Origin of the sequence: Rhodoferax lithotrophicus, from assembly GCF_019973615.1 — a bacterium.
Lineage (GTDB): Bacteria > Pseudomonadota > Gammaproteobacteria > Burkholderiales > Burkholderiaceae_C > Rhodoferax > Rhodoferax lithotrophicus.
The window spans coordinates 209,410-227,616 of sequence record NZ_AP024238.1; the positions used below are offsets into that span (position 1 = coordinate 209,410).

General features: G+C 57.5%; 20 protein-coding genes. 9 read left to right on the top strand and 11 right to left on the bottom strand.

Features of this window, described 5'->3' with window-relative positions:
- Positions 1-17: 17 nt before the first annotated feature.
- The 3 genes from LDN84_RS00945 to LDN84_RS00955 form a co-directional block, all read right to left on the bottom strand.
- Positions 18-1,055 (bottom strand): cupin domain-containing protein, encoded by a 1,038-nt coding sequence (locus tag LDN84_RS00945; RefSeq protein WP_276572427.1) that lies wholly within the window; start codon positions 1,053-1,055, stop codon positions 18-20.
- 50 nt (positions 1,056-1,105) lie between these two features.
- Positions 1,106-2,308 (bottom strand): 3-hydroxybenzoate 6-monooxygenase, encoded by a 1,203-nt coding sequence (locus LDN84_RS00950; RefSeq protein ID WP_223906833.1) that lies wholly within the window; start codon positions 2,306-2,308, stop codon positions 1,106-1,108.
- A 165-nt stretch (positions 2,309-2,473) separates the two neighbouring features.
- Positions 2,474-3,340 carry a fumarylacetoacetate hydrolase family protein gene (locus tag LDN84_RS00955; RefSeq protein ID WP_223906836.1) on the bottom strand — a complete coding sequence of 289 codons (867 nt, stop codon included), beginning with the start codon at positions 3,338-3,340 and terminating at the stop codon, positions 2,474-2,476.
- Between the two features lie 204 nt (positions 3,341-3,544).
- Between LDN84_RS00955 and LDN84_RS00960 the strand changes: the two genes are divergently transcribed.
- A complete protein-coding gene (locus tag LDN84_RS00960) occupies positions 3,545-4,492 on the top strand; it encodes a LysR family transcriptional regulator (RefSeq protein ID WP_223906839.1) in 948 nt (315 codons plus the stop codon).
- Positions 4,493-4,520: 28 nt separating this feature from the next.
- Positions 4,521-5,066, top strand: coding sequence for a sigma-70 family RNA polymerase sigma factor (locus LDN84_RS00965; protein WP_223906843.1), 546 nt, complete (start codon positions 4,521-4,523; stop codon positions 5,064-5,066).
- A gap of 119 nt (positions 5,067-5,185) precedes the next feature.
- Here the strand turns inward: LDN84_RS00965 and LDN84_RS00970 are convergent, their stop codons facing one another.
- The gene (locus tag LDN84_RS00970) at positions 5,186-6,085 is read right to left on the bottom strand and encodes a LysR family transcriptional regulator (protein WP_223906845.1); all 900 of its coding nucleotides are present in this window, start codon (positions 6,083-6,085) and stop codon (positions 5,186-5,188) included.
- A 117-nt stretch (positions 6,086-6,202) separates the two neighbouring features.
- On the opposite strand from LDN84_RS00970, the gene LDN84_RS00975 reads away from it, so the two are divergent.
- The 7 genes from LDN84_RS00975 to LDN84_RS01005 all read left to right on the top strand — a co-directional run bounded on the left by LDN84_RS00975 (position 6,203) and on the right by LDN84_RS01005 (position 11,015).
- Positions 6,203-6,985 carry a DODA-type extradiol aromatic ring-opening family dioxygenase gene (locus LDN84_RS00975; RefSeq protein ID WP_223906848.1) on the top strand — a complete coding sequence of 261 codons (783 nt, stop codon included), beginning with the start codon at positions 6,203-6,205 and terminating at the stop codon, positions 6,983-6,985.
- Complete coding sequence (locus LDN84_RS00980; protein ID WP_223906851.1) at positions 6,982-7,677, top strand: alpha/beta hydrolase; 696 nt, start codon at positions 6,982-6,984, stop codon at positions 7,675-7,677. Before LDN84_RS00975 ends, LDN84_RS00980 begins: the two co-directional genes overlap by 4 nt.
- A gap of 12 nt (positions 7,678-7,689) precedes the next feature.
- Complete coding sequence (locus LDN84_RS00985) at positions 7,690-8,238, top strand: hypothetical protein (RefSeq protein ID WP_223906853.1); 549 nt, start codon at positions 7,690-7,692, stop codon at positions 8,236-8,238.
- Between the two features lie 118 nt (positions 8,239-8,356).
- Positions 8,357-9,403 carry a permease gene (locus LDN84_RS00990; protein ID WP_223906856.1) on the top strand — a complete coding sequence of 349 codons (1,047 nt, stop codon included), beginning with the start codon at positions 8,357-8,359 and terminating at the stop codon, positions 9,401-9,403.
- A gap of 49 nt (positions 9,404-9,452) precedes the next feature.
- A complete protein-coding gene (locus LDN84_RS00995; protein ID WP_223906860.1) occupies positions 9,453-9,689 on the top strand; it encodes a thioredoxin family protein in 237 nt (78 codons plus the stop codon).
- Between the two features lie 21 nt (positions 9,690-9,710).
- The gene (locus LDN84_RS01000; RefSeq protein ID WP_223906863.1) at positions 9,711-9,944 is read left to right on the top strand and encodes a DUF2798 domain-containing protein; all 234 of its coding nucleotides are present in this window, start codon (positions 9,711-9,713) and stop codon (positions 9,942-9,944) included.
- 117 nt (positions 9,945-10,061) lie between these two features.
- Positions 10,062-11,015, top strand: coding sequence for a cation diffusion facilitator family transporter (locus LDN84_RS01005; RefSeq protein ID WP_223906866.1), 954 nt, complete (start codon positions 10,062-10,064; stop codon positions 11,013-11,015).
- Between the two features lie 10 nt (positions 11,016-11,025).
- Here the strand turns inward: LDN84_RS01005 and mobB are convergent, their stop codons facing one another.
- The 7 genes from mobB to LDN84_RS01040 form a co-directional block, all read right to left on the bottom strand.
- Positions 11,026-11,550 (bottom strand): molybdopterin-guanine dinucleotide biosynthesis protein B, encoded by a 525-nt coding sequence (gene mobB, locus LDN84_RS01010; RefSeq protein ID WP_223906869.1) that lies wholly within the window; start codon positions 11,548-11,550, stop codon positions 11,026-11,028.
- Between the two features lie 104 nt (positions 11,551-11,654).
- On the bottom strand, positions 11,655-11,999 hold the full coding sequence (locus tag LDN84_RS01015) for a c-type cytochrome (protein ID WP_223906872.1): 345 nt from the start codon (positions 11,997-11,999) through the stop codon (positions 11,655-11,657).
- Between the two features lie 63 nt (positions 12,000-12,062).
- A complete protein-coding gene (locus tag LDN84_RS01020; protein WP_223906876.1) occupies positions 12,063-13,667 on the bottom strand; it encodes a 4Fe-4S binding protein in 1,605 nt (534 codons plus the stop codon).
- Entirely contained in the window at positions 13,664-14,383 is a 720-nt protein-coding gene (locus LDN84_RS01025; RefSeq protein WP_223906879.1) for a TorD/DmsD family molecular chaperone, read from the bottom strand. Before LDN84_RS01025 ends, LDN84_RS01020 begins: the two co-directional genes overlap by 4 nt.
- Positions 14,380-14,688, bottom strand: a complete 309-nt coding sequence (locus LDN84_RS01030) for a hypothetical protein (RefSeq protein ID WP_223906884.1) — start codon at positions 14,686-14,688, stop codon at positions 14,380-14,382. The genes LDN84_RS01025 and LDN84_RS01030 overlap by 4 nt, the downstream gene beginning before the upstream one ends.
- Positions 14,685-15,374 (bottom strand): 4Fe-4S dicluster domain-containing protein, encoded by a 690-nt coding sequence (locus tag LDN84_RS01035; protein ID WP_223906889.1) that lies wholly within the window; start codon positions 15,372-15,374, stop codon positions 14,685-14,687. Before LDN84_RS01035 ends, LDN84_RS01030 begins: the two co-directional genes overlap by 4 nt.
- A 12-nt stretch (positions 15,375-15,386) precedes the next feature.
- Positions 15,387-17,987 carry a molybdopterin-containing oxidoreductase family protein gene (locus tag LDN84_RS01040; RefSeq protein ID WP_223906892.1) on the bottom strand — a complete coding sequence of 867 codons (2,601 nt, stop codon included), beginning with the start codon at positions 17,985-17,987 and terminating at the stop codon, positions 15,387-15,389.
- Between the last annotated feature and the right edge of the window lie 220 nt (positions 17,988-18,207).

The window sequence follows — 18,207 nt, forward strand, 5'->3', positions numbered from 1 at the left end:
GCGTACGCTTTACTACTTTAATTTCTGCATTCGTACACGCCTAGCTTTCTATGCAGAGGGCTCTCGTCTGCGAGGAATACGAACGAGGGTTTTTCATTGCTGCAGTTACGCAGTGTGACACTGGTGTAGCCCGGTGCACAGCAGGTGTCGGCCTCGGATAAATTGAACGTGTTTCCTTCAATTTCGATATCCACGCCGCCTTCAATCACATGAAACACACAAGCTGGTGAGCGCGCGGGCAGACGCAGCGTCTGGTCTGGGCGCAGCATCAAGGCATAAAAGCCCAAGTTGTTTTGTGCATCCTTGCCCGTTTCAGGGTTGATGTAGGTGACTTGAACAATGTCAAGCGTGGGCTGGTTTTCGGCCAACGCAAGTAACGTAGAACGCACGCCGGCCCAAGGGTAACGCAGCATGGGGTAGGCCTGGTGGCTGCGCTCGAATAAGGGGGTCGGTACCACGCCACCACTTGCATAGACTTGGTCGCCTCGGCCGTCCTTGACTTCCTGGCGTTGCCCTTCAATGCCATAGGAGGTTTCCGCGTAATAGATGATGGGCAGATCCAAAACGTCCAGCCATACCACCGGCTGATCGCCAGTGTGCTCGTGCTCGTGCCACAGGCCTGTGGGTGTCAGGATCAGGTCACCACGGCTCATCGGGCACTTTTCACCATCGACCGTCGTGTAAGCCCCTTCACCTTCGACCACCATACGCACCGCGTTGGGCGTGTGGCGATGGCTGGGCGCCCACTCGCCGGGTAGCAGCAATTGCATGCCTAAATACATGGCCGGGCTGACTTTCATGTTTTCGAGCCCGTGGCCGGGGTTGGCCAGGACCAGGACACGACGTTCGGCTTTTTCCATGGGGGTCAAGTCACCGGCCCTCATCAGCAGCGGGCGCAGCGCGGCATAGGACCAGTGGATGGGCTTGGTGTTGCGGGTTGGCACACCCGGAGGTAGTACCGCACGTAGACTGGGCCAAAGGGGCACCAGATTCTGCCTGGTCAGATCATCGCGGTAGTCCTGAGGCAGGTCTTCAAGACGGCCCAAAGTATCCAAACGGCCAGTGTGTTGCATCTTCTTCTCCTTTGATGTGAATTGGAAGAGGCTCAGCCTTGTTGCAGGCAGTTGCTGGCATTCCAGCCATACAGCCATTCCACTGCATCGAAGAAACGTTCTTGACTGCGACCCTTCCACAGGCTGTTGCGCACTAGACGTTCCACACCAACGACGTGGTACAAGCGCCCCATTTCCCGGCCCGACAGCACAATACGCGCGGTGCGAACAACACGGTTTTTCTCGTACAACGACAAGGCGGTGGCCCAGTCGTTGTGGCACACGCGCAGCGCCTCGCCAAGCGTCACTGCATCTTCCAGCGCCATGCAGGCACCCTGGGCCATGTACTGCGTCGTAGGGTGCGCCGCATCTCCCAGAATGGTGGCGCGACCAAACACCCAGTGGGCAATCGGCTCTTTGTCCGCCGTGGCCCAACGACGCCAGCTCTTGGGCAGATCAATCAACTGCCGGGCACGCGGACAAATCCCTTGAAAGTAGCTCTCCACTTCTTCTTTGCTGCCATCGGTCACCCCCCATTGTTCTGGTTGGCGACTATGGAAGGTGACGACCACGTTGTATTGCTCACCGCCCCGTAATGGGTAGTGCACCAAGTGGCACTTGGGGCCGACCCACAAACTGGAGGCGTTCCACTTCAGGTCTTCCGGGAAATCGCGCTTGTCGATCACGGCACGGTAGACCACGTGGCCGGTCACACGTGGCGCATCGTTGACATATTGCGCGCGCACAACTGACTTGCCACCGTCGGCACCGATGAGGGCTTGACCCGTCCACTGCTTGCCATTTTGGTCGATGGCTGTGACGGTTTTGTTGACTTCATCTTGCTCAATTCTCTCGATGTGGGTGTTGGTGAAGAGTTCGACACGACCCGTTTCCACCGCACCCTCGAGCAAAGAAGTGTGGATGTCCACACGGTGGATCACGGCATACGGGTTACCAAAGCGCTTGCGGAAGGCTTCGCCGGTTTCGATCTTTCCGACTTGGTATTCGTCTATGGCATCGTGCATCACCATGTAGTCGGTGTATACCGCGCGGGCACGGGTCTTGTCGCCAACACCGAGGGCATCAAAGGCGTGAAATGCGTTCGGGCCCAATTGAATGCCTGCACCAATCTCGCCGATTTCAGGGGCTTGTTCAAACACCTGAACCTTGAACCCCTGGCGCACCAAAGCCAAAGCCGATGCCAGGCCACCAATGCCGCCACCAACAACCAAAACTGGCAATGAAGTATTGCTCATCAAACTATCTCCTGTGGTTATAAAAAGAAACGTGATTCACGGGGGCAAAGAGCCCCCTTTGCTTGCAAAAATTAATCGCGAAGTTAGACGCAGGGTGGACTCGGGGGACGGGTGGGTCTGGATGGTTTTTTCCCAGTGTTCACGGTGTCCCTTGCCGCTGCCTTATCAGTCTGAATGGATGTCCACCACCATGCGGCCCAGGCCTGTGATCTCCGCGGTGAGACGGTCGCCGGGGAATACCTGCGATACGCCCTCCGGGGTACCTGTCATCACTATGTCGCCGGGGTGCAGTGTGTAAAAAGAGGATGCAAATTCAATCAGTGCCGCAACGTTCATGATCAAGTCGCGTGTATTGGCGCGTTGCCGAACCTCGCCGTTGACCGTGAGGAGCAGATCAAGATGGGTGACATCTGTCATTTCATCTGCCGTGGTCAGGTACGGCCCCAGCACGGTATAGCCATCGGGTGACTTGCGCATACTTCGTTCTTCGGGGCCACGTACCGTCATGTCGAGGCCCACACAATATCCAGCCACATGCTCCAGTGCATTGGCCGCAGGGATATGGCGGCCAGCCTTGCCGATCACCGCCACCAGTTCAATTTCATGGTCATTGCGCCTGTCAGGGCGCGCAATCGTGATGCCGGCGGAGGCCCCTTCGATCGAACTGGTCGCCTTGAGGAACACGCCCACACGCTGGATTTCGCCAATCTCGTTTTTATGGTGAATGGCCTGGTCTTCACGAGCTTCCTGCAGATGCTTCAGGTAATTGACCGGAGCGGCGACCACCTTGCCTGGGTTGGCAACAGGGCTGAGCAGCTTCAGGTCTGCAAGAGCGTGGCGGGCAAGGCCACTTTCGCTGCTGACAAGTCTGCGAACCTCGGCACAGACGGCCGCAAGATTGGCTATCAGCAGGTCATGTGTAGGCAGCGGATAGCTGTAGGCTGGCAGGATCTTGATGGCGGCCGTGACATCAATGACATCATTGCCTTGAACCAGACCGAGCCGATCATCATTAAATCTACAGAGTTGCATGATGTACTTTCGAAAATTTGCTTGAAATACGATGAAGGGAGAACCAAGCGGCTGTGCCAAAGGCTGACATGTAGGCCAGCGCTCTACCACGCCTGGAACCAGTTGCACAGAGGCGCATGTGCAGACTTTAAGGAATAGGTGGTATCACTACAATGGGAAAATATCCATTCGGACAATCGAAATTTTTAATAGTGTGAATCGATCTTGAGTGAACTCGACCTACGCCATTTGCGCATTTTTGTGGCACTGTATGTTTCCAAGAATGTGACCCGTGCATCGGAAGCCATAGGGCTGAGTCAGTCGTCGGTGAGTGTTGTTCTGGCCCAGTTGCGTGAACACTATGGCGACCCACTTTTTGTGCGGACTTCAGGGGGGATGCAACCCACGCCACGCGCCGAACTCCTTGTGCCACTGGTACGTCAGGCGCTGCAGTTGTTGGACCAGAGCCTCGTGCGTGCGCCGGAGTTCAACCCCGCCGAGATCACCCGCAGTTTTCGGATTTGCATGACCGATGTGGGGCAGATGACGCTGCTACCGCGCTTGCTGTCCAAAGTCCACCAACTGGCACCCAATATCAGCATTGATGTGGGCAACCTCAGCCACGAGACTACGCGCCAACTCGAAACGGGCGAAGCAGATCTGGCGATGGGCTTCACCGTGGATATCAAGGCCGGTTTCTACCAGCAAAAATTGTTTGACGAAGGATTTGCATGTATCGTGGCGCGTAACCATCCGCGTATTGCCGACCGCATGACGCTGGCACAGCTACAGCAAGAAAAACATGTGAAGATCATGCTGTCGGCCACTGCCCACTCGATCATCGACGTTCTTCTTGAACGCAAGGGCCTTCAGCGGGTTTTTGCCGTCAACACACCAACCTTCCTGAGTCTGGGCCGGGTGGTGGCCAACTCGACCCTGGTGGCCATCGTGCCGCTGCGGCTAGGGGCCATTTTTGCTGCTGAAAGCGGCGTGAAGATCGTGTCCTTACCCGTTACATTTCCTTCTTACTCAGTCAAGCAATACTGGCATGATCGTTACCACCGCGACCCAGGAAATGTCTGGTTGCGCTCGCTGGTCTACGAAACCGCCAGCAACCTGCCGCTCGCCACCAGCATCTCCGATGTGGACAAGCCATTGATTGAAAAGTCCTGAATGTTCTTTTGAGGTATTTCCCAGCACCATGAACTGTCTCACCTCTGCCTGGTCTGCTCATGCCCCTGAATTACGTGGCTGGTTGCGCTATCGCACCGGCAATACGGCGCTGGCTGACGACTTGTTGCAAGACCTGTTTTTGAAAGCCTTGCGCCAGGGCGAGCGGTTTTGTGATGTGCACAATGCCCGCGCCTGGCTGTTTGAGGTGGCGCGTAACCTGCTGGCCGACCACCTGCGTGTGGCGCACCACATGGTGGAACTGCCCGAAGACCTGATGGCCCAGGCGCAGGACAGTGACACCGTGGATGCCTTGAGTGCCTGCTTGCCACGGGTGCTGTCTGAACTGAGTGCCGAAGACCGCGAAGCCATCACCCTGTGTGACCTGCAAGGCATGGCCCAGGCCGACTTTGCCAAGACCCAAGGGCTCAGTCTGAGTGCGGCCAAGTCCCGGGTTCAGCGGGCCCGCCAGCGTCTGCGCACCCACATGAGCCTGGTGTGCCAGGTCAAGCTGGATGAAGTTGGCCGCGTGAGCGACTTTGTGCCACGCACGACCTTGCCATCGGCAGCGGATTAATTGCTATTGTTTATATAGCTACTTGCGCTTTCTTCATAAGCGCTAGAGCCCTATTCTTCTTGAATATTTTGTGGCTCAGAGCATGAAACCTCATGTCGGGCGACGAATGGCCGCAGAAGTCACCACGCCACCCCGCTCCCTGCCAGTTGCCCGGCCAAAAAATCAATCAGCAGCCGGACCTTGGCCGAGACGTGCTGGCGGGTCGGGTAGACCGCGTAGATGCCCAGTTCAACCGAGCGAAACGTGGGCATCAGCTCCACCAGCGTGCCTTGCGCCAAGTCCTGCCCCACCAGAAAGCTGGGCTGCAAGATGATGCCCTGGTGCGCCAGGGCTGCCGCGCGGCAGGTGTCGCCGCTGTTGGTGCGGATACACGGCCGGGTCGTCACACTCACCGGCCCCTGCGGCCCGTCAAAGCGCCATTCGTCCCGGCCTGACCAGTAGCTGTAGGCAATCACCGCGTGGTTCGCCAGCTCACTTGGGTGCATCGGTGTGCCATGTGCTGCCAGATAGGGCGGCGAGGCACACAGCACCACGCGGGTGGTCGCCAGCTGACGGCTTACCAGGGTGGAGGCCTCCAGTTGGCCGATGCGGATCGCCAGGTCATAGCCGTCTTCCAGCAAATCCACCACCCGGTCTGACAGGGTGATGTCCAGCGTGACCTGGGGGTTGTGCGCCCGGAACGCCCCCCACAGCGGCGCCAGGTGCCGGATGCCAAACGTCACCGGGGCGTTCACCCGCAGCAGGCCACTGGCCAGGACGCTGCGCGAGGTGATTTCTGCCTCGGCCTCATCCAGCCCGGCCAGCAGTTCCTTGCTGCGGGCATAAAACACCTGGCCCTCTTCGGTCAGTGACAAGCGCCGTGTGGTGCGGTGCAGCAGGCGCACACCCAGGCGGGTTTCCATGTCCACCACGTAGCGCGAGACAGCGGCTTTGGACAGGTTCAGGGTTTCGGCGGCTTTGACAAAGCTGCCGGTATCCACCACCGCGTTGAAGGTCTGCATCTCAAGGAATCGGTCCACTATCTCTCCTGGTGAAACAATGAATCTGAATTATCGTTATTTATCTTCTTTCAATAGTTCAATACAGTCCTACCTCTACTTGGCGCAATCCCGCGCCAGCACTTACAGGATGACACCATGACCCAAGCCCCTGTTTTCTTTATTTCCCACGGTGCGCCTACGTTTGCGATGGAGCCTGGCATGCTCGGGCCACGTCTGACCACGTTGGGCCAGTCACTCGCTGAGGCCAAAGCCGTGCTGGTGGTTTCACCCCACTGGCAGACCCGTGGGGTGCAGGTGATGACGACGGCCCAACCCGAGACCATTCACGACTTTGGTGGTTTCCCGGCCGCGCTGTACCAGCTGCACTATCCTGCCCAAGGCCAGCCCGACATGGCGCTGGAGGCCGCCCGCTTGTTGACCGAGGCCGGTTTTGCCACCACGCAGGATGATCGCCGTGGGCTGGACCACGGTGCCTGGGTGCCGCTGATGCACCTGCTTCCCGCCGCCCATGTGCCGGTGTTCCAGGTCTCCATGCCGCACACGCTGACCACCGCCCAGGCGCTGCACTTGGGCCAGGCACTGGCCCCTTTGCGTGCGCAAGGGGTGGTGATCATGGCCTCGGGCAGCATGACGCACAACCTGTACGAGTTCAGCCCCTATGCCACACGGGTGGAGCCCTACGCCCAGGAATTTGCCGCCTGGGTGCGCACCGCCGTGCTGGCCAACGCGGCCGATTCACTGGTGGCCTACCGCCAGTTGGCCCCGCACGCGCAGCGCGCCCACCCGTCGGAGGAGCACTTTTTGCCGCTGCTGGCAGCGTTCGGTGCCCGGGGTGGTGACACCGCCCACATGATTGACGACAGCATCACCCACGGTGTGCTGTCCATGGAGTCTTACGTCTGGGGGATGCCCGCATGAACACCACCTCTGCCCGCCCTGGCGAACTGTTATCTGACCCCCAACTGGGGCTGTCTTACCGGCTGGTTCAACCCGTACCCGCCAAGCCGCGCCGTTGCGTGATCCTGCTGCATGGTGTGGGCAGCAACGAAGTGCACATGGCCAGCCTGGCCACCCGCATGCCGGCCGACACCCTGGTCGTTCTGGCCCGCGGCCTCTTGACCCTGGGCCCCGGTCAATACGCCTGGTTTCGCGTGGCCTTTGGGGCCAACGGCCCCAGCATCAACAAAGAAGAGGCCGAACACAGCCGCCAGACGCTGATCCAATGGCTGCAAAAGCTGCAGCACCACTACGGCGTGTCCGCTGACCACACCGTCATCGCAGGCTTCAGCCAGGGGGGCATCATGAGCGCCAGCGTGGGTTTGAGTGCGCCGGAATCTGTCGCCGGGTTTGGCCTGCTGTCAGGCCGCATCTTGCCGGAGCTGGAGCCGCATCTGGCCAGCCCGCAGCGGCTGGCCAGGCTCAAAGCCTTTGTCGGCCACGGCGAGCAAGACGCGGTGCTGCCGGTGGCTTGGGCGCACCGCTCTGATGCGCTGTTAAGCCGCCTGGGGGTGGCCCACGAGCTGCATTTGTACGCCATGGACCATGGCATCAGTGCCGAAATTCACGCCGACTTTTTAACCTGGCTGGGTACGCTCAGTGCCCCAGCCTGACCGGAGTACGTCATGACCGATGCCCAAGCCCTGCCTGCACTCACGGCCCACTACCGTGCCATGCGCTCGCTTGTTTCTGGCACCGATGTGTGGGTGGCGCTGCACATCGGCGCAGAGCAAACCGTGGTGGCGGTCGGCCGTGAGGCAGACCCGGCCACGCTTCTGACGCTGGCTATCGGCGCTGACCTCACCGCGCGTCATCACTTTCACCACACACCACCCAGCCCGCTGGAGCTGGAAAACGCCATCGTCACGGTGGAGGACGAAGTGACCCGTGCCCGCGCAGCGATACCTGCCGGTGCCCGGCTTGGCAGCACGGATACAGCCCTTCGTGAGATCGCCCGGCTGTCCGGCATCCACCCGGCCGACCGCATGTGTTTGCCGCTGGAAAGTCTGGAGCGCACGTTCGAGCGGCTGGCGCAGGTGTCGCTGGGGCGGCCGGTCTTGTCGGGCGGGCTGCCTGCTAGCCAGCACTTTGCCGCCACCCTGCTGATTCTGCGGGAGTTCATGCACCACCTGCAGTTTGCCGAGATCACCTTGTTGGAGCCTTTGCCCGTGTGATGTATTGCGCTTCAAATTTGATAGCTGTTAGCGCTTGTTGACTATGCGCTAGAGGCTTATTTCTTATAAATTTCAGATGAACCTGCATCTTTTGCAGGGTTGATGCGTCTTCACCGGCATGAAGACCCTGCATGCCATTCCCAAGTCCTGGCCACTTCGCCAGCCCAAGCTGTTTTTGATGCTGGCCGCCGCGGCCTGGCTGGCGCTTTATAACGCGCTGATGCCGGCCTCGGAGGCGCTGGTGGCCGCTCTGCCGCTGGACCGCACCAGCCATCTGGGGGGTGCGTTACAGTTTTTTTTGTACGACACCCCCAAGGTGTTGCTGCTGCTGACCGCCGTGGTGTTTGTCATGGGCATGGTCAACAGCTATTTCACCCCCGAGCGCACCCGTGCGCTGCTGGCCGGGCGCAGTGAAGGCGTGGCCAATGTGATGGCGGCCACGCTGGGCATCGTCACCCCGTTTTGCTCTTGCTCGGCGGTACCGCTGTTTATTGGGTTTGTGCAGGCCGGGGTGCCGTTGGGCGTGACGTTTTCGTTTCTGATCTCGGCCCCGATGGTGAATGAGGTGGCACTCACGCTGCTGTTTGGCATGTTTGGCTGGAAAGTGGCGCTGCTCTATTTGGGGCTGGGCCTGACGGTGGCGATTGTGGCGGGCTGGATCATCGGGCGGCTCAAGATGGAAGCTCATCTGGAGGACTGGGTGCGTGACATGCCCAAAATGTCGGCCAGCTTTGAAGCTACCGGGATGACACTGGGTGAGCGTATGCAAGGCGGTTTTCAGGCGGTGAAAGAGATTGTGGGCAAGGTCTGGCCCTACATTCTGGGTGGTATTGCGCTGGGCGGGCTGATTCATGGCTATGTGCCCGAGGACTTCATGGCCAGCTTCATGGGTAAAGAGGCCTGGTGGAGCGTGCCTCTGGCGGTGGTGATGGGGGTGCCGATGTACACCAACGCAGCGGGCGTGATCCCGATTGTTCAGGCCTTGCTGGCCAAGGGCGCGGCGCTGGGCACGGTGCTGGCTTTCATGATGAGTGTGATTGCGCTCTCATTGCCCGAGATGATCATTCTGCGCAAGGTGCTCAAGGTGCGGCTGATCGCCACCTTTGTTGGCGTGGTGGCCTGCGGCATCCTGCTGGTGGGTTTTGTGTTCAACGCGGTGCTGTAAGCATCCATTTTTTCAACTTCAACTTCAACTTCAACTTCAAGGAAACCTCATGGACATCCAAGTACTCGGAACCGGTTGCAGCAACTGCAAAACCACCATCGCCCTGATCGAGCAGATCGCCAAGGCCCAAGGTGTGCCTGTCACCCTGAGCAAGGTGGAGGAGTTGCGCGACATCATGGGTTTTGGGGTGATGAGCACCCCCGGTGTGGTGATCAATGGTAAGGTGGTACATGCGGGCGGCATTCCCAGCCGGGACAAGATCGAGCAGTGGCTGGCCGCCGCCTGATGATGACAAAGGAGTCAACGTATGCATCCGCAAAAGAAGTTCCACCTGGTGTTCTCGTTTGTCATGGGCGCGATGATGATTTCCCTGATGACGCTGGTGATCACCTTTGTGAATCTTGGCCTGAGCAGCCATTTTTTCCAGGCATGGATGAAAGCCTTTGGTATTGCCTATGTGGTGGGCGTGCCGGTGATCTTTTTTCTGGCCCCGGTGGCCCGTAAACTCACCGGGCGCATCCTGGGTGTTCATCCGGCCTGAGCACATTCGCAAATGGAGCCATCGTGCCTCTTACCCTGTCTGTGGGGTGGAGGCATTTTTTAAGAGCAGCTGGCGCTTTGTCTGTAAGCCCTAGAGGCCGTTTTGACCCTGAAAACCATGAACCACAACCATGCCCATGCCGACACCCATGCCCACCACCATCATGGTCATGTACACGCCCCGGCAGCATTCAACCGTGCTTTTGCCATCGGTATTGCGCTCAACGCAGCGTTTGTGATGATCGAGGCGTTTTATGGCTGGAAGATCAATTCACTGGCGTTATTGGCCGATGCCGGTCACAACCTGAGTGATGTGGCCGGGTTGGTGCTGGCCTGGGCCGGTGCGCTGGCGGGCAAGGTGCAACCCAATGCCAAACACACTTATGGCTTCAAGCGGGCGTCCATACTGGCCGCGTTTGTGAATGCGCTCCTGTTGTTGGTGGCCATGGGGTCGTTGGGTTGGGAGGCTTTGGGCCGACTGCAGTCGCCCGAGTCCACCCAAGGCTGGACCATCATGGCCGTTGCCGGGGTCGGCATTGTCATCAACACCGCCACGGCACTGATGTTTATGCGCGGGCGCAAGGATGACCTGAACATTCGCGGTGCTTTTATGCACATGGCCGCTGATGCGCTGGTGTCGCTGGGGGTGGTGATGGGCGGGGCGCTGTACTTGTGGCAAGGCTGGGCCTGGATTGATCCCGTGATGAGTCTGGCCATTGCCGTGGTGATTGTGTTGGGTACCTGGAGCCTGTTCAAACAGTCGCTGCACATGCTGTTTGACGGCGTGCCTGATGGGGTGGACATGGTGCGGGTGCGCAAGCTGCTCCTGGGGCTGCCGGGCGTAGCCGATGTGCACGATCTGCATGTGTGGGCCATGGGTACGTCCGACATTGCGTTGACCGCACATGTGGTGACACAGCCTGAGGGTGTCGACACCAGTGCCCTGCTGCGTGAGGCGGAGGAAGAACTGCACGAACATTTTGAAATCCGCCATGTGACGCTGCAAGTCGAATCCCCTGCCTACGCACAAATGTGCTCACTCAGGCCGGGCCATTTTTGTCAAAAAGAATAGCTGCTGGCGCTTATATCTGGCGTGTTGCCGCGTGAGTCAAGACGAACCCCGCAATGGCGGCGGTATCTGACAAATCCAGCTGTGCCAAACCGGGTGTCACCGCAACCTCTTCAGGTGTGCGTGGTGGTTTGTCGCTGGCAATGGCCACAATGCCCGGCCAATCGGGCCACAGCGTGGTTTTATTCTCGGATTCGCGCCACACTTCCAGCTTGGGGAAGTGGCCGTTTTTGAAACCCTCCACCAGCACCAGATCACAATGTTGCATGCGATCCAGCAGGTAGTCGAGTGACGGCTCCGGTGCACCGCGCAGTTCGTGCATCAGTGCCCAGCGGTCATTGCCCAACAACAGCACTTCTTTGCAACCTGACTCGCGCAGGCGGTAAGAGTCCTTGCCAGGGCGGTCAATGTCGATATTTTTGTGGCTGTGCTTGATCAGCGACACCACCAGACCGCGCGCTGCCATGACCGGTACCAAACGTTCCAGCAGGGTGGTTTTGCCCATGCCGGAATGTCCGGCAATGCCAAATAGTTTCATCTCTGGCTTCCTTCCAGCAATCAAACCGAGTCCAGAACCTTGCCCCCACCCAGGATTCCTTCCTCTCACCACGGGTCATGGGTTGGGGCAATGAACGGGAGGTGTTAGTGAGACAAGATCCAGTCGGCAAGATTTTTTTGCACCGCGGTATCTTTGCTGTCAAGCACCTTGTGCTCAACTTCTTTGCCGTCAGAGGTTTTGACCATTCCACCCAATGTGAAATTTTTGATGGCTTTTGCTTGACCATCGGCTTTGCCTTTGTATTTTTCCGATATTTTCTGCAATGACGGCCCTTTTTTGGCTTTGTCAACAGAGTGGCACTTGGTGCAGTCGTTTTCTTTGAACAACGCTTGGGCCGCTTCAGCATCCACAGCAGCATGGGCGCAGGTCAGGGAAGCCAGTGCCAGCAAAGCAGATGCACTGGCCAGGGTCATGATGGATCGAGACATTTAAAAACTCCAAAAAGTAAGATTCAAAAAAGTTGGCCCTGTCCGCGTGATCGCTATGTCTTGCTAGACCGCAAGCATCTCCCGTTGTCTGCAAGCGGGACAAGTCATCAAAGTCTGCCGACCACCTTGTGCCATGACGGGGTGATCCTGGAGTCTCTTCAGGCTTGATTCGAGCAGTTGACGGCTGATAAAAGGTGCTTTGCAGGATGTGCATGAAATGGGCTCATCTTGATGCACTACCTCGGTCGTCATGTGGGCAAATACTTCCGGCGCTATTCGGGCTTGTAGCGATAACACTTGTTCAGGACAAGCTTTTACACACAAGCCACACTGTACGCAGGCACTTTCTTGAAACACCAACTGCAAAGTGGACTCGTGTCTATCTAACAACGCTCTCGTGGGACATACGTTGACACAGGCAAAACAAAGGGTGCAGCGCTTGGCATCAACCTGTACGCTGCCCATGGGGGCTCCCGTGGGCAACATTTGGGGATTTGCACGCAGGTCGCCACCCATCAGGCGAAGGCTGTCTACCCAGGCAATCCGCTTGAATTTGGCCCAGGATTTCAGTGTTGCCACCGCGCTGGGGGTGGCTGCCGCTGGTATGGCGCGGGGATGCTTTTGCAAATATTCGGTCAGCGCCTCAGGTTTTAAGAAGGCCAGCCGCTCGGGGTTCTGTCCCAAGGCAGTGAGCACTGTTTGGGCTTGCCCCAGACGATCCAGCAGCAAAGAACGTGTTTTTTCTGGCAAAGCATCATCCAGCAAGATCAACACACGCGCCCCCAGTGCCAAGGCACGCAACCAAAGTTCGTCACCCAACGCAGGCAGGGGTGCAACTTGCAGGCGTGCCACTTGATGGTTGGACAAGGCCAACAGGGTTTGCTTATTCAGTGTGGTGGCATGTACGATCAAAGCGGCACCTTTTCCTGAGGATGCCAGGGCCGCTTGTATGCGGTCATGCAGGGCTTGTCGATCTGATGTTTTGAGGCTCAAGGCACCCGTGGGGCAGCTCACTGCACAACTGGCACAGCCTTGGCACAAAAAGGGATCCACTTTGACGCTGTTGCCCGCGCAGCGGATGGCCTGTGTTGCGCACACGCTCAAACAGCGTGAACACCCGGTCAGGCCGCTTGCCCCATGTGCGCACAGGGCGGGCAGGTAACTGAGGTAACGTGGCTGGGCAAACTTGCCCACCAAGGTGCGGAGGGCGACAAGGGCTTGCGCCAGTTTGGCCGCATCCCTACCTGGTGAAAAATAGCCATAAGGCTTGACTTCATCGGTGATGAGGGCCTGAGCGCCGAGGTCCAGCACAAGGTCAAAGTAACGGCTGCTATTGCGACTGCTCACGCCGATATCGGTGACTTCGTTGCCCACATGAATTTCAGCCTGGAACGCCCCCATGTGGCCGTGCAAATGGGTCACTTTCCGCCCCACCGCTGTGATACGGTGACCCCATTCGCGTGTATCCACCCCCGGGGCAAAAACGACAGTGGGCTGGTGTTGTGCCACCCGTTGGGCCACATCGCCCGCGCTGGCATCGTCACCCAGCACCAGGACACAGCCCAAAGATTCAAACACCACGACTTCAGGTGAATGATGGGCACCGTTGGGCAGGGGTGTCAAACCTGTCAAACCCATTGCGGTGTCCACTCCGTTGGCCGTGTTCATGCAGCAACCTCATCCACGAATTCATCCGTCATCGGCTGCGTGATGCGCATGGCCACTTGAACCAAATCGCGTTGATCCAATTGGCATGCCGCACTTAAAAGTGTGCTTGTTGCTTTGTAAAAAGGGGTTTGGGCCAGGCTTGCCAAGCGTTCGCAGTGTTCTGGCACCCAGTTAAGCAAATGTGTTTCCAGAAAATGCTGTTGCATGGCCAACCACTGGGCTGCCAGGCCGCAGTCGCCTGCTTGATGGGCTTGCATCTCCTGGTAGGCCAGGATGGACATAAAACGTAATTCCGTGCCCAAATAATCAGGAGGGCCCAGCTCAAGGCCGAAGTCCACCAGACCGGCATCCTGATAACACTGAATGACATCCATAACCCAGTCACTGTTCATGTCCAGGTGCAAGGCAGCACTTTCATAAGGCGCAGGCAAGGTTTTTTTGTGGAGCACACCTGCCAACAAACTGGTGCGATCCACCGCCAGTCTGGTTGGCCCATCAGCGCTCAGGCGTGCTGCCTGTAACGCTGTGAGCAGTGCTGCCGCTTCAGCGCCCAAGGGTGTGACGGCGCGGGTGTCCACTGCTGCGAGCACGGCTTCAAGTTCACCCAGCCAGGGCTCTTGGGGCTGTTCAATCACCAGACGCGACAGTAGCCACCATGTGCTGCTGCGTCGCCTGGCAATGTCCGCCAGCTCAACATCAAACACATGCAAGGTCATGGCGCTGCACCATAGAAGGTGGGCTTGTTGGGCGTTTGATGGCAAGTCAGACAGCCCTTGCGGTCTACCGGGCCAATTGAGCCCTGGGGTTCACCGGTACGTAAAAACAAAATGTCTTTCTCTCCGCCGCCATGGCAGTCTTCACAGTCAAGTTTTTGCTTTTGCTCGTGGATCACATGCCAACGCCCTTTTTCCGCAAGGGTCTTGGTTTTGGCCGTGACTTTGTGGGTGGTGACATCGGCACTGAAGGTCGGCCCCGCTGCCAGTGTCAAACCAAGCAGGGTCAACAGGAGTAGTTTTTTCATGATTTCGCTCCTTCTTCAAGCACGTAGTACACCTGTGGTGCTGTGCCAAATTGGGTCTTGAGCTGTTTGGCTCCGGTGGCTTTGATTTTTTTGGCGATATCGGAGCCGGGATCATCCAGGTCACCAAACATGCGGGCTTGCACAGGGCATACCAAGTCGCAGGTGGGGGTGTACTGCTGGTCTTTGCCAATACGATCCGTTTTGCCATCAGCCACGGCCTGATCCAGCTTGTGTGCGCAGAAGGTGCATTTTTCAACCGTGTTGGCTTTCTTGCGATGCGTCGGATGGCGGTCTGCGTAATCCAGGTTTTCAGAACCCAATTTTTCCTTGCCCGGTGCCAGTGCCTGGATCTTTGTATTCAGTTGTGGCACACCATACGGGCAGGTGCTTGCACAGTAGCCGCAGCCAATACATTTGTTGTAGTCAATGGTCACCACACCAAAGGCATTTTTGCTGATCGCTTTGGCACCTACGGAGTCGCAGGCGGCTTGGCATGCCGGGTGCTCGCAGTGCATGCAGCCCAGGGTGTTGAACACTTTTTTAACCTTGGGGTAAGTGCCGACCTCGTACTCGACCATCACGTTCCAGGGGGCATCGGGTGTGAAATGGTTTTCAACGGCACAAGCGGCCACACAAGAGCGGCACCCCATGCAGCGTTTCAGGTCAATCAAACGTCCTAATTTCATGATGTTTCTCCGTTAGGCCTTGTAGAGTTTGCACTTGGTGTCATTGAAGGAGTTGTGCCCTGAAATGATGTCCGGGTGATGTTCCAGCACCTCGTTGAGCGCAACGCCTTGATGTCCGTCAGGTGAATAACCGGGGCTCCACTGACCATAGTGGTACGACACGGCAATGGTGTCCGGGCGCACACCTTGCACCACCTGGGCCTCGCCGTTGATCTTGCCGACACGGGTTTCAATGGTGACGGTGTCACCGTTTTTGATGCCCATCTTTTGTGCCGTCGCAGTATTGATTTGCACGTAATTGGTGGCCACGTCTTTGCCCAGCGCCTTGTTCAAAATGACGTTGTTCACCGTATTGCCGGTTTGGTAGCGGTACATGCGCTTGTGTGTGATCACATAAAACGGGTAGTCCATGGCCTCCAGGTGTGGTGTCGGGAACGCGTGTGCCCTGGTGGGTAGCGGTGAATAAGCCACCTTGAGCTTGGCGATGTCAACACGTGCAAGTTTGTTTTTCTGAGCAATGCTGGCGGCCTTGTAGTAGGTTTCGATCAGTTGATCGGCATACAGCTTGATCTTCGGTTTGCCAGGGCCTTTGAATTTGGCCTCCACTCCGCCCAGGTACTTGCTCTTCAGATCACGTTTCTTGCCGATGAATGCGTGCTCCAAGGCGTAAGAAAAGTCTTTCTTGGCCTTGTCTGCCCACATCACCTCCACCGTCTCGCGCTGGGTGTAGCTCTTTCCAGGCTGGAATTTCACATCCTTCAGCCCCCAGGCCTTGTTGCATTCGTCGAGAAATTTGTCGGCCAGGCCAACGCGTTTCATCAGTTCCTGCATGATGCTGAAAGCATCGTGTTCCAGGTTGTAGGGGTTCACCATGGCCTGGCGTATGGCGACATGACTGGCTTCAGGTGTGCTGCGCGTGGATGCCCAGTGCCAGCTTTCCAGATAGGTTTTGTCGGGCATGACCACATCGGCGTACCAGGCCAGTTCAGTCATGTTGATGTCGATCACCACATTGAAGGTTTTGCTCAGGCCGTCAAATTGCATGCCAGAGTTGGGAACCGACATGGGGCGGTTGGTGCCATAGAAAAACTGCATTTCAGGCACGTAGGGCAGTCCCCAGGATTGGGGGTCTTGCATCACGATCAGGTTTTGCTGCGCGATGTGGTGGTTGGCATAGGGGAAATACACACTTTGGGCCATGTCGCAACGACTGGGCGGGTACTCACATTTGCTGACATCAAAGTACTGAGGCTTGTCGTAGGGGGCATCCATGCGCAAGCCGCCCACTGCGTCGATGTTGCCCACCAGCATGTTCAAAATCAGACCAGTACGCCAGCCCTGCACCCCATGCTCCTTGGCGGAAAGACCACGGAAGGTGTACAGCACGGATGGACGGTAACGCAGCTTTTGCCCTTCCAATTCAATGAACTCACCGATGCGCGCCTCCTTGGCAAAGGTCTGTGCCAGGCGGGTGATGGTGTCGGCAGGAACATCGGCAATTTCCTCTGCCGCAGCAGGTGTCATGTCCTTGATGCTGTCCATAAAAACCTGGAACGCCGTGCGAACCGGTTGTCCATCAACGGTATAAGCCCCCTTGAGCGCAGGCTTGACCCCCGCGACATAGGGTTTGGCGCTGTTGCTGAGACGGTCCCACACCAAGTGAGTTTTGCCATCTTTGTCCTTGATGAACAAACCATCTTCACCTACCAATTCAGGCGAGTTGGTGTATTCGACCAGGAACGGCTCGTCGATGGTGCCCGCATCAATCATGAGCTTGGCCATGGCCAACAGCATGGCCACATCTTTGCCCGGTCGCATCGGAACCCATTCGTCGGCTTTGGCGGCGTTTTGCGACAAGCGGGGTTCAATCACCACAATTTTCAAGCCCTTGTCGATACTTTGCTGGGCTTCCCAGTCCATCCAGCGCGAGGCTTGTTCACCCTCAAAGTAGCTGGAACCAAAATTCAACAGGTATTTGGTGTGTTTCAGGTCGGGCAGGATGCCCGCGCCCGCGACCGTAAGTTCGTCTGCCACATGGCGTGCAGCCTCGCACGTTGTGGTGCGGTGTGTCATGTTGGGGGTGCCAAAGGCTTTGGTAAAGGCCACTGCAAAGTTCTCGCCGGTCAGGTACTTGCCCTGGCCGTGTTGCCACAAGAGTTTGCGCGGATCTTCTGCCTTGATCTTGTTCATGCGTGCCGCCACCATTTCAAACGCCTCGTTCCAGCTGACCTCCACCCAGCCTGGATCTTCGTTGCGACCTTTGTTCGGGTTGGTGCGCTTCAGTGGCTTTTTCAGGCGGTAGGGGTCATAAGTGTTGAACATGCCCGAAGCCCCTTTGGGGCAAATGCCATGGTTGTAAAACTCGGCGCGTGCCGCGTCTGGGTAAATGGTGCGAACCACGCCATTGACCAATGTGGCATCAATACCGCAAAAGTTGGGGCAGATGGCGCAGCCAGACTTGATGTGTTTGACTTCTAGCGGCGTGCGCGACACTTTGCCTTTGATGGCTGGCTTGGCGGCTTTAACCGCTTGGGCAACGGCATCCAGACTGACACCTGCAGCTGCACCTAAAGCGCCCATACCTTGGATAAACCCTCTTCGAGCTAGTTTCACTTCGCTTCTCCTGTAAAAAAACTGGGTGGCCGAATCGTTTGTGCAACTTGATTGCAATCCATCGATGCACATCAAATACACACAATGCCTGACATGCTGGTTAGCGCAAGCTCCATGCCATTGGCTTGTGTCGACACCAAAGTGCTACTCGCTGGATGTATGTATCCACATAACTCCTTGTTTTCAAAAGATTTCCCGTCTTTTGAAGGTTGGTGCGAAC

Coding starts and splice junctions, on each gene's coding strand:
- LDN84_RS00975 (WP_223906848.1), top strand. CDS start 6,203: ATGACCCAAGCCCCTGTTTTCTTTATTTCCCACGGTGCGCCTACGTTT.
- LDN84_RS01005 (WP_223906866.1), top strand. CDS start 10,062: ATGAACCACAACCATGCCCATGCCGACACCCATGCCCACCACCATCAT.
- LDN84_RS00995 (WP_223906860.1), top strand. CDS start 9,453: ATGGACATCCAAGTACTCGGAACCGGTTGCAGCAACTGCAAAACCACC.
- LDN84_RS01020 (WP_223906876.1), bottom strand. CDS start 13,667: ATGAACACGGCCAACGGAGTGGACACCGCAATGGGTTTGACAGGTTTG.
- LDN84_RS00985 (WP_223906853.1), top strand. CDS start 7,690: ATGACCGATGCCCAAGCCCTGCCTGCACTCACGGCCCACTACCGTGCC.
- LDN84_RS01000 (WP_223906863.1), top strand. CDS start 9,711: ATGCATCCGCAAAAGAAGTTCCACCTGGTGTTCTCGTTTGTCATGGGC.
- mobB (WP_223906869.1), bottom strand. CDS start 11,550: ATGAAACTATTTGGCATTGCCGGACATTCCGGCATGGGCAAAACCACC.
- LDN84_RS00965 (WP_223906843.1), top strand. CDS start 4,521: ATGAACTGTCTCACCTCTGCCTGGTCTGCTCATGCCCCTGAATTACGT.
- LDN84_RS01030 (WP_223906884.1), bottom strand. CDS start 14,688: ATGAAAAAACTACTCCTGTTGACCCTGCTTGGTTTGACACTGGCAGCG.
- LDN84_RS00950 (WP_223906833.1), bottom strand. CDS start 2,308: ATGAGCAATACTTCATTGCCAGTTTTGGTTGTTGGTGGCGGCATTGGT.
- LDN84_RS01015 (WP_223906872.1), bottom strand. CDS start 11,999: ATGTCTCGATCCATCATGACCCTGGCCAGTGCATCTGCTTTGCTGGCA.
- LDN84_RS01025 (WP_223906879.1), bottom strand. CDS start 14,383: ATGACCTTGCATGTGTTTGATGTTGAGCTGGCGGACATTGCCAGGCGA.
- LDN84_RS00990 (WP_223906856.1), top strand. CDS start 8,357: ATGAAGACCCTGCATGCCATTCCCAAGTCCTGGCCACTTCGCCAGCCC.
- LDN84_RS01035 (WP_223906889.1), bottom strand. CDS start 15,374: ATGAAATTAGGACGTTTGATTGACCTGAAACGCTGCATGGGGTGCCGC.
- LDN84_RS00980 (WP_223906851.1), top strand. CDS start 6,982: ATGAACACCACCTCTGCCCGCCCTGGCGAACTGTTATCTGACCCCCAA.
- LDN84_RS00955 (WP_223906836.1), bottom strand. CDS start 3,340: ATGCAACTCTGTAGATTTAATGATGATCGGCTCGGTCTGGTTCAAGGC.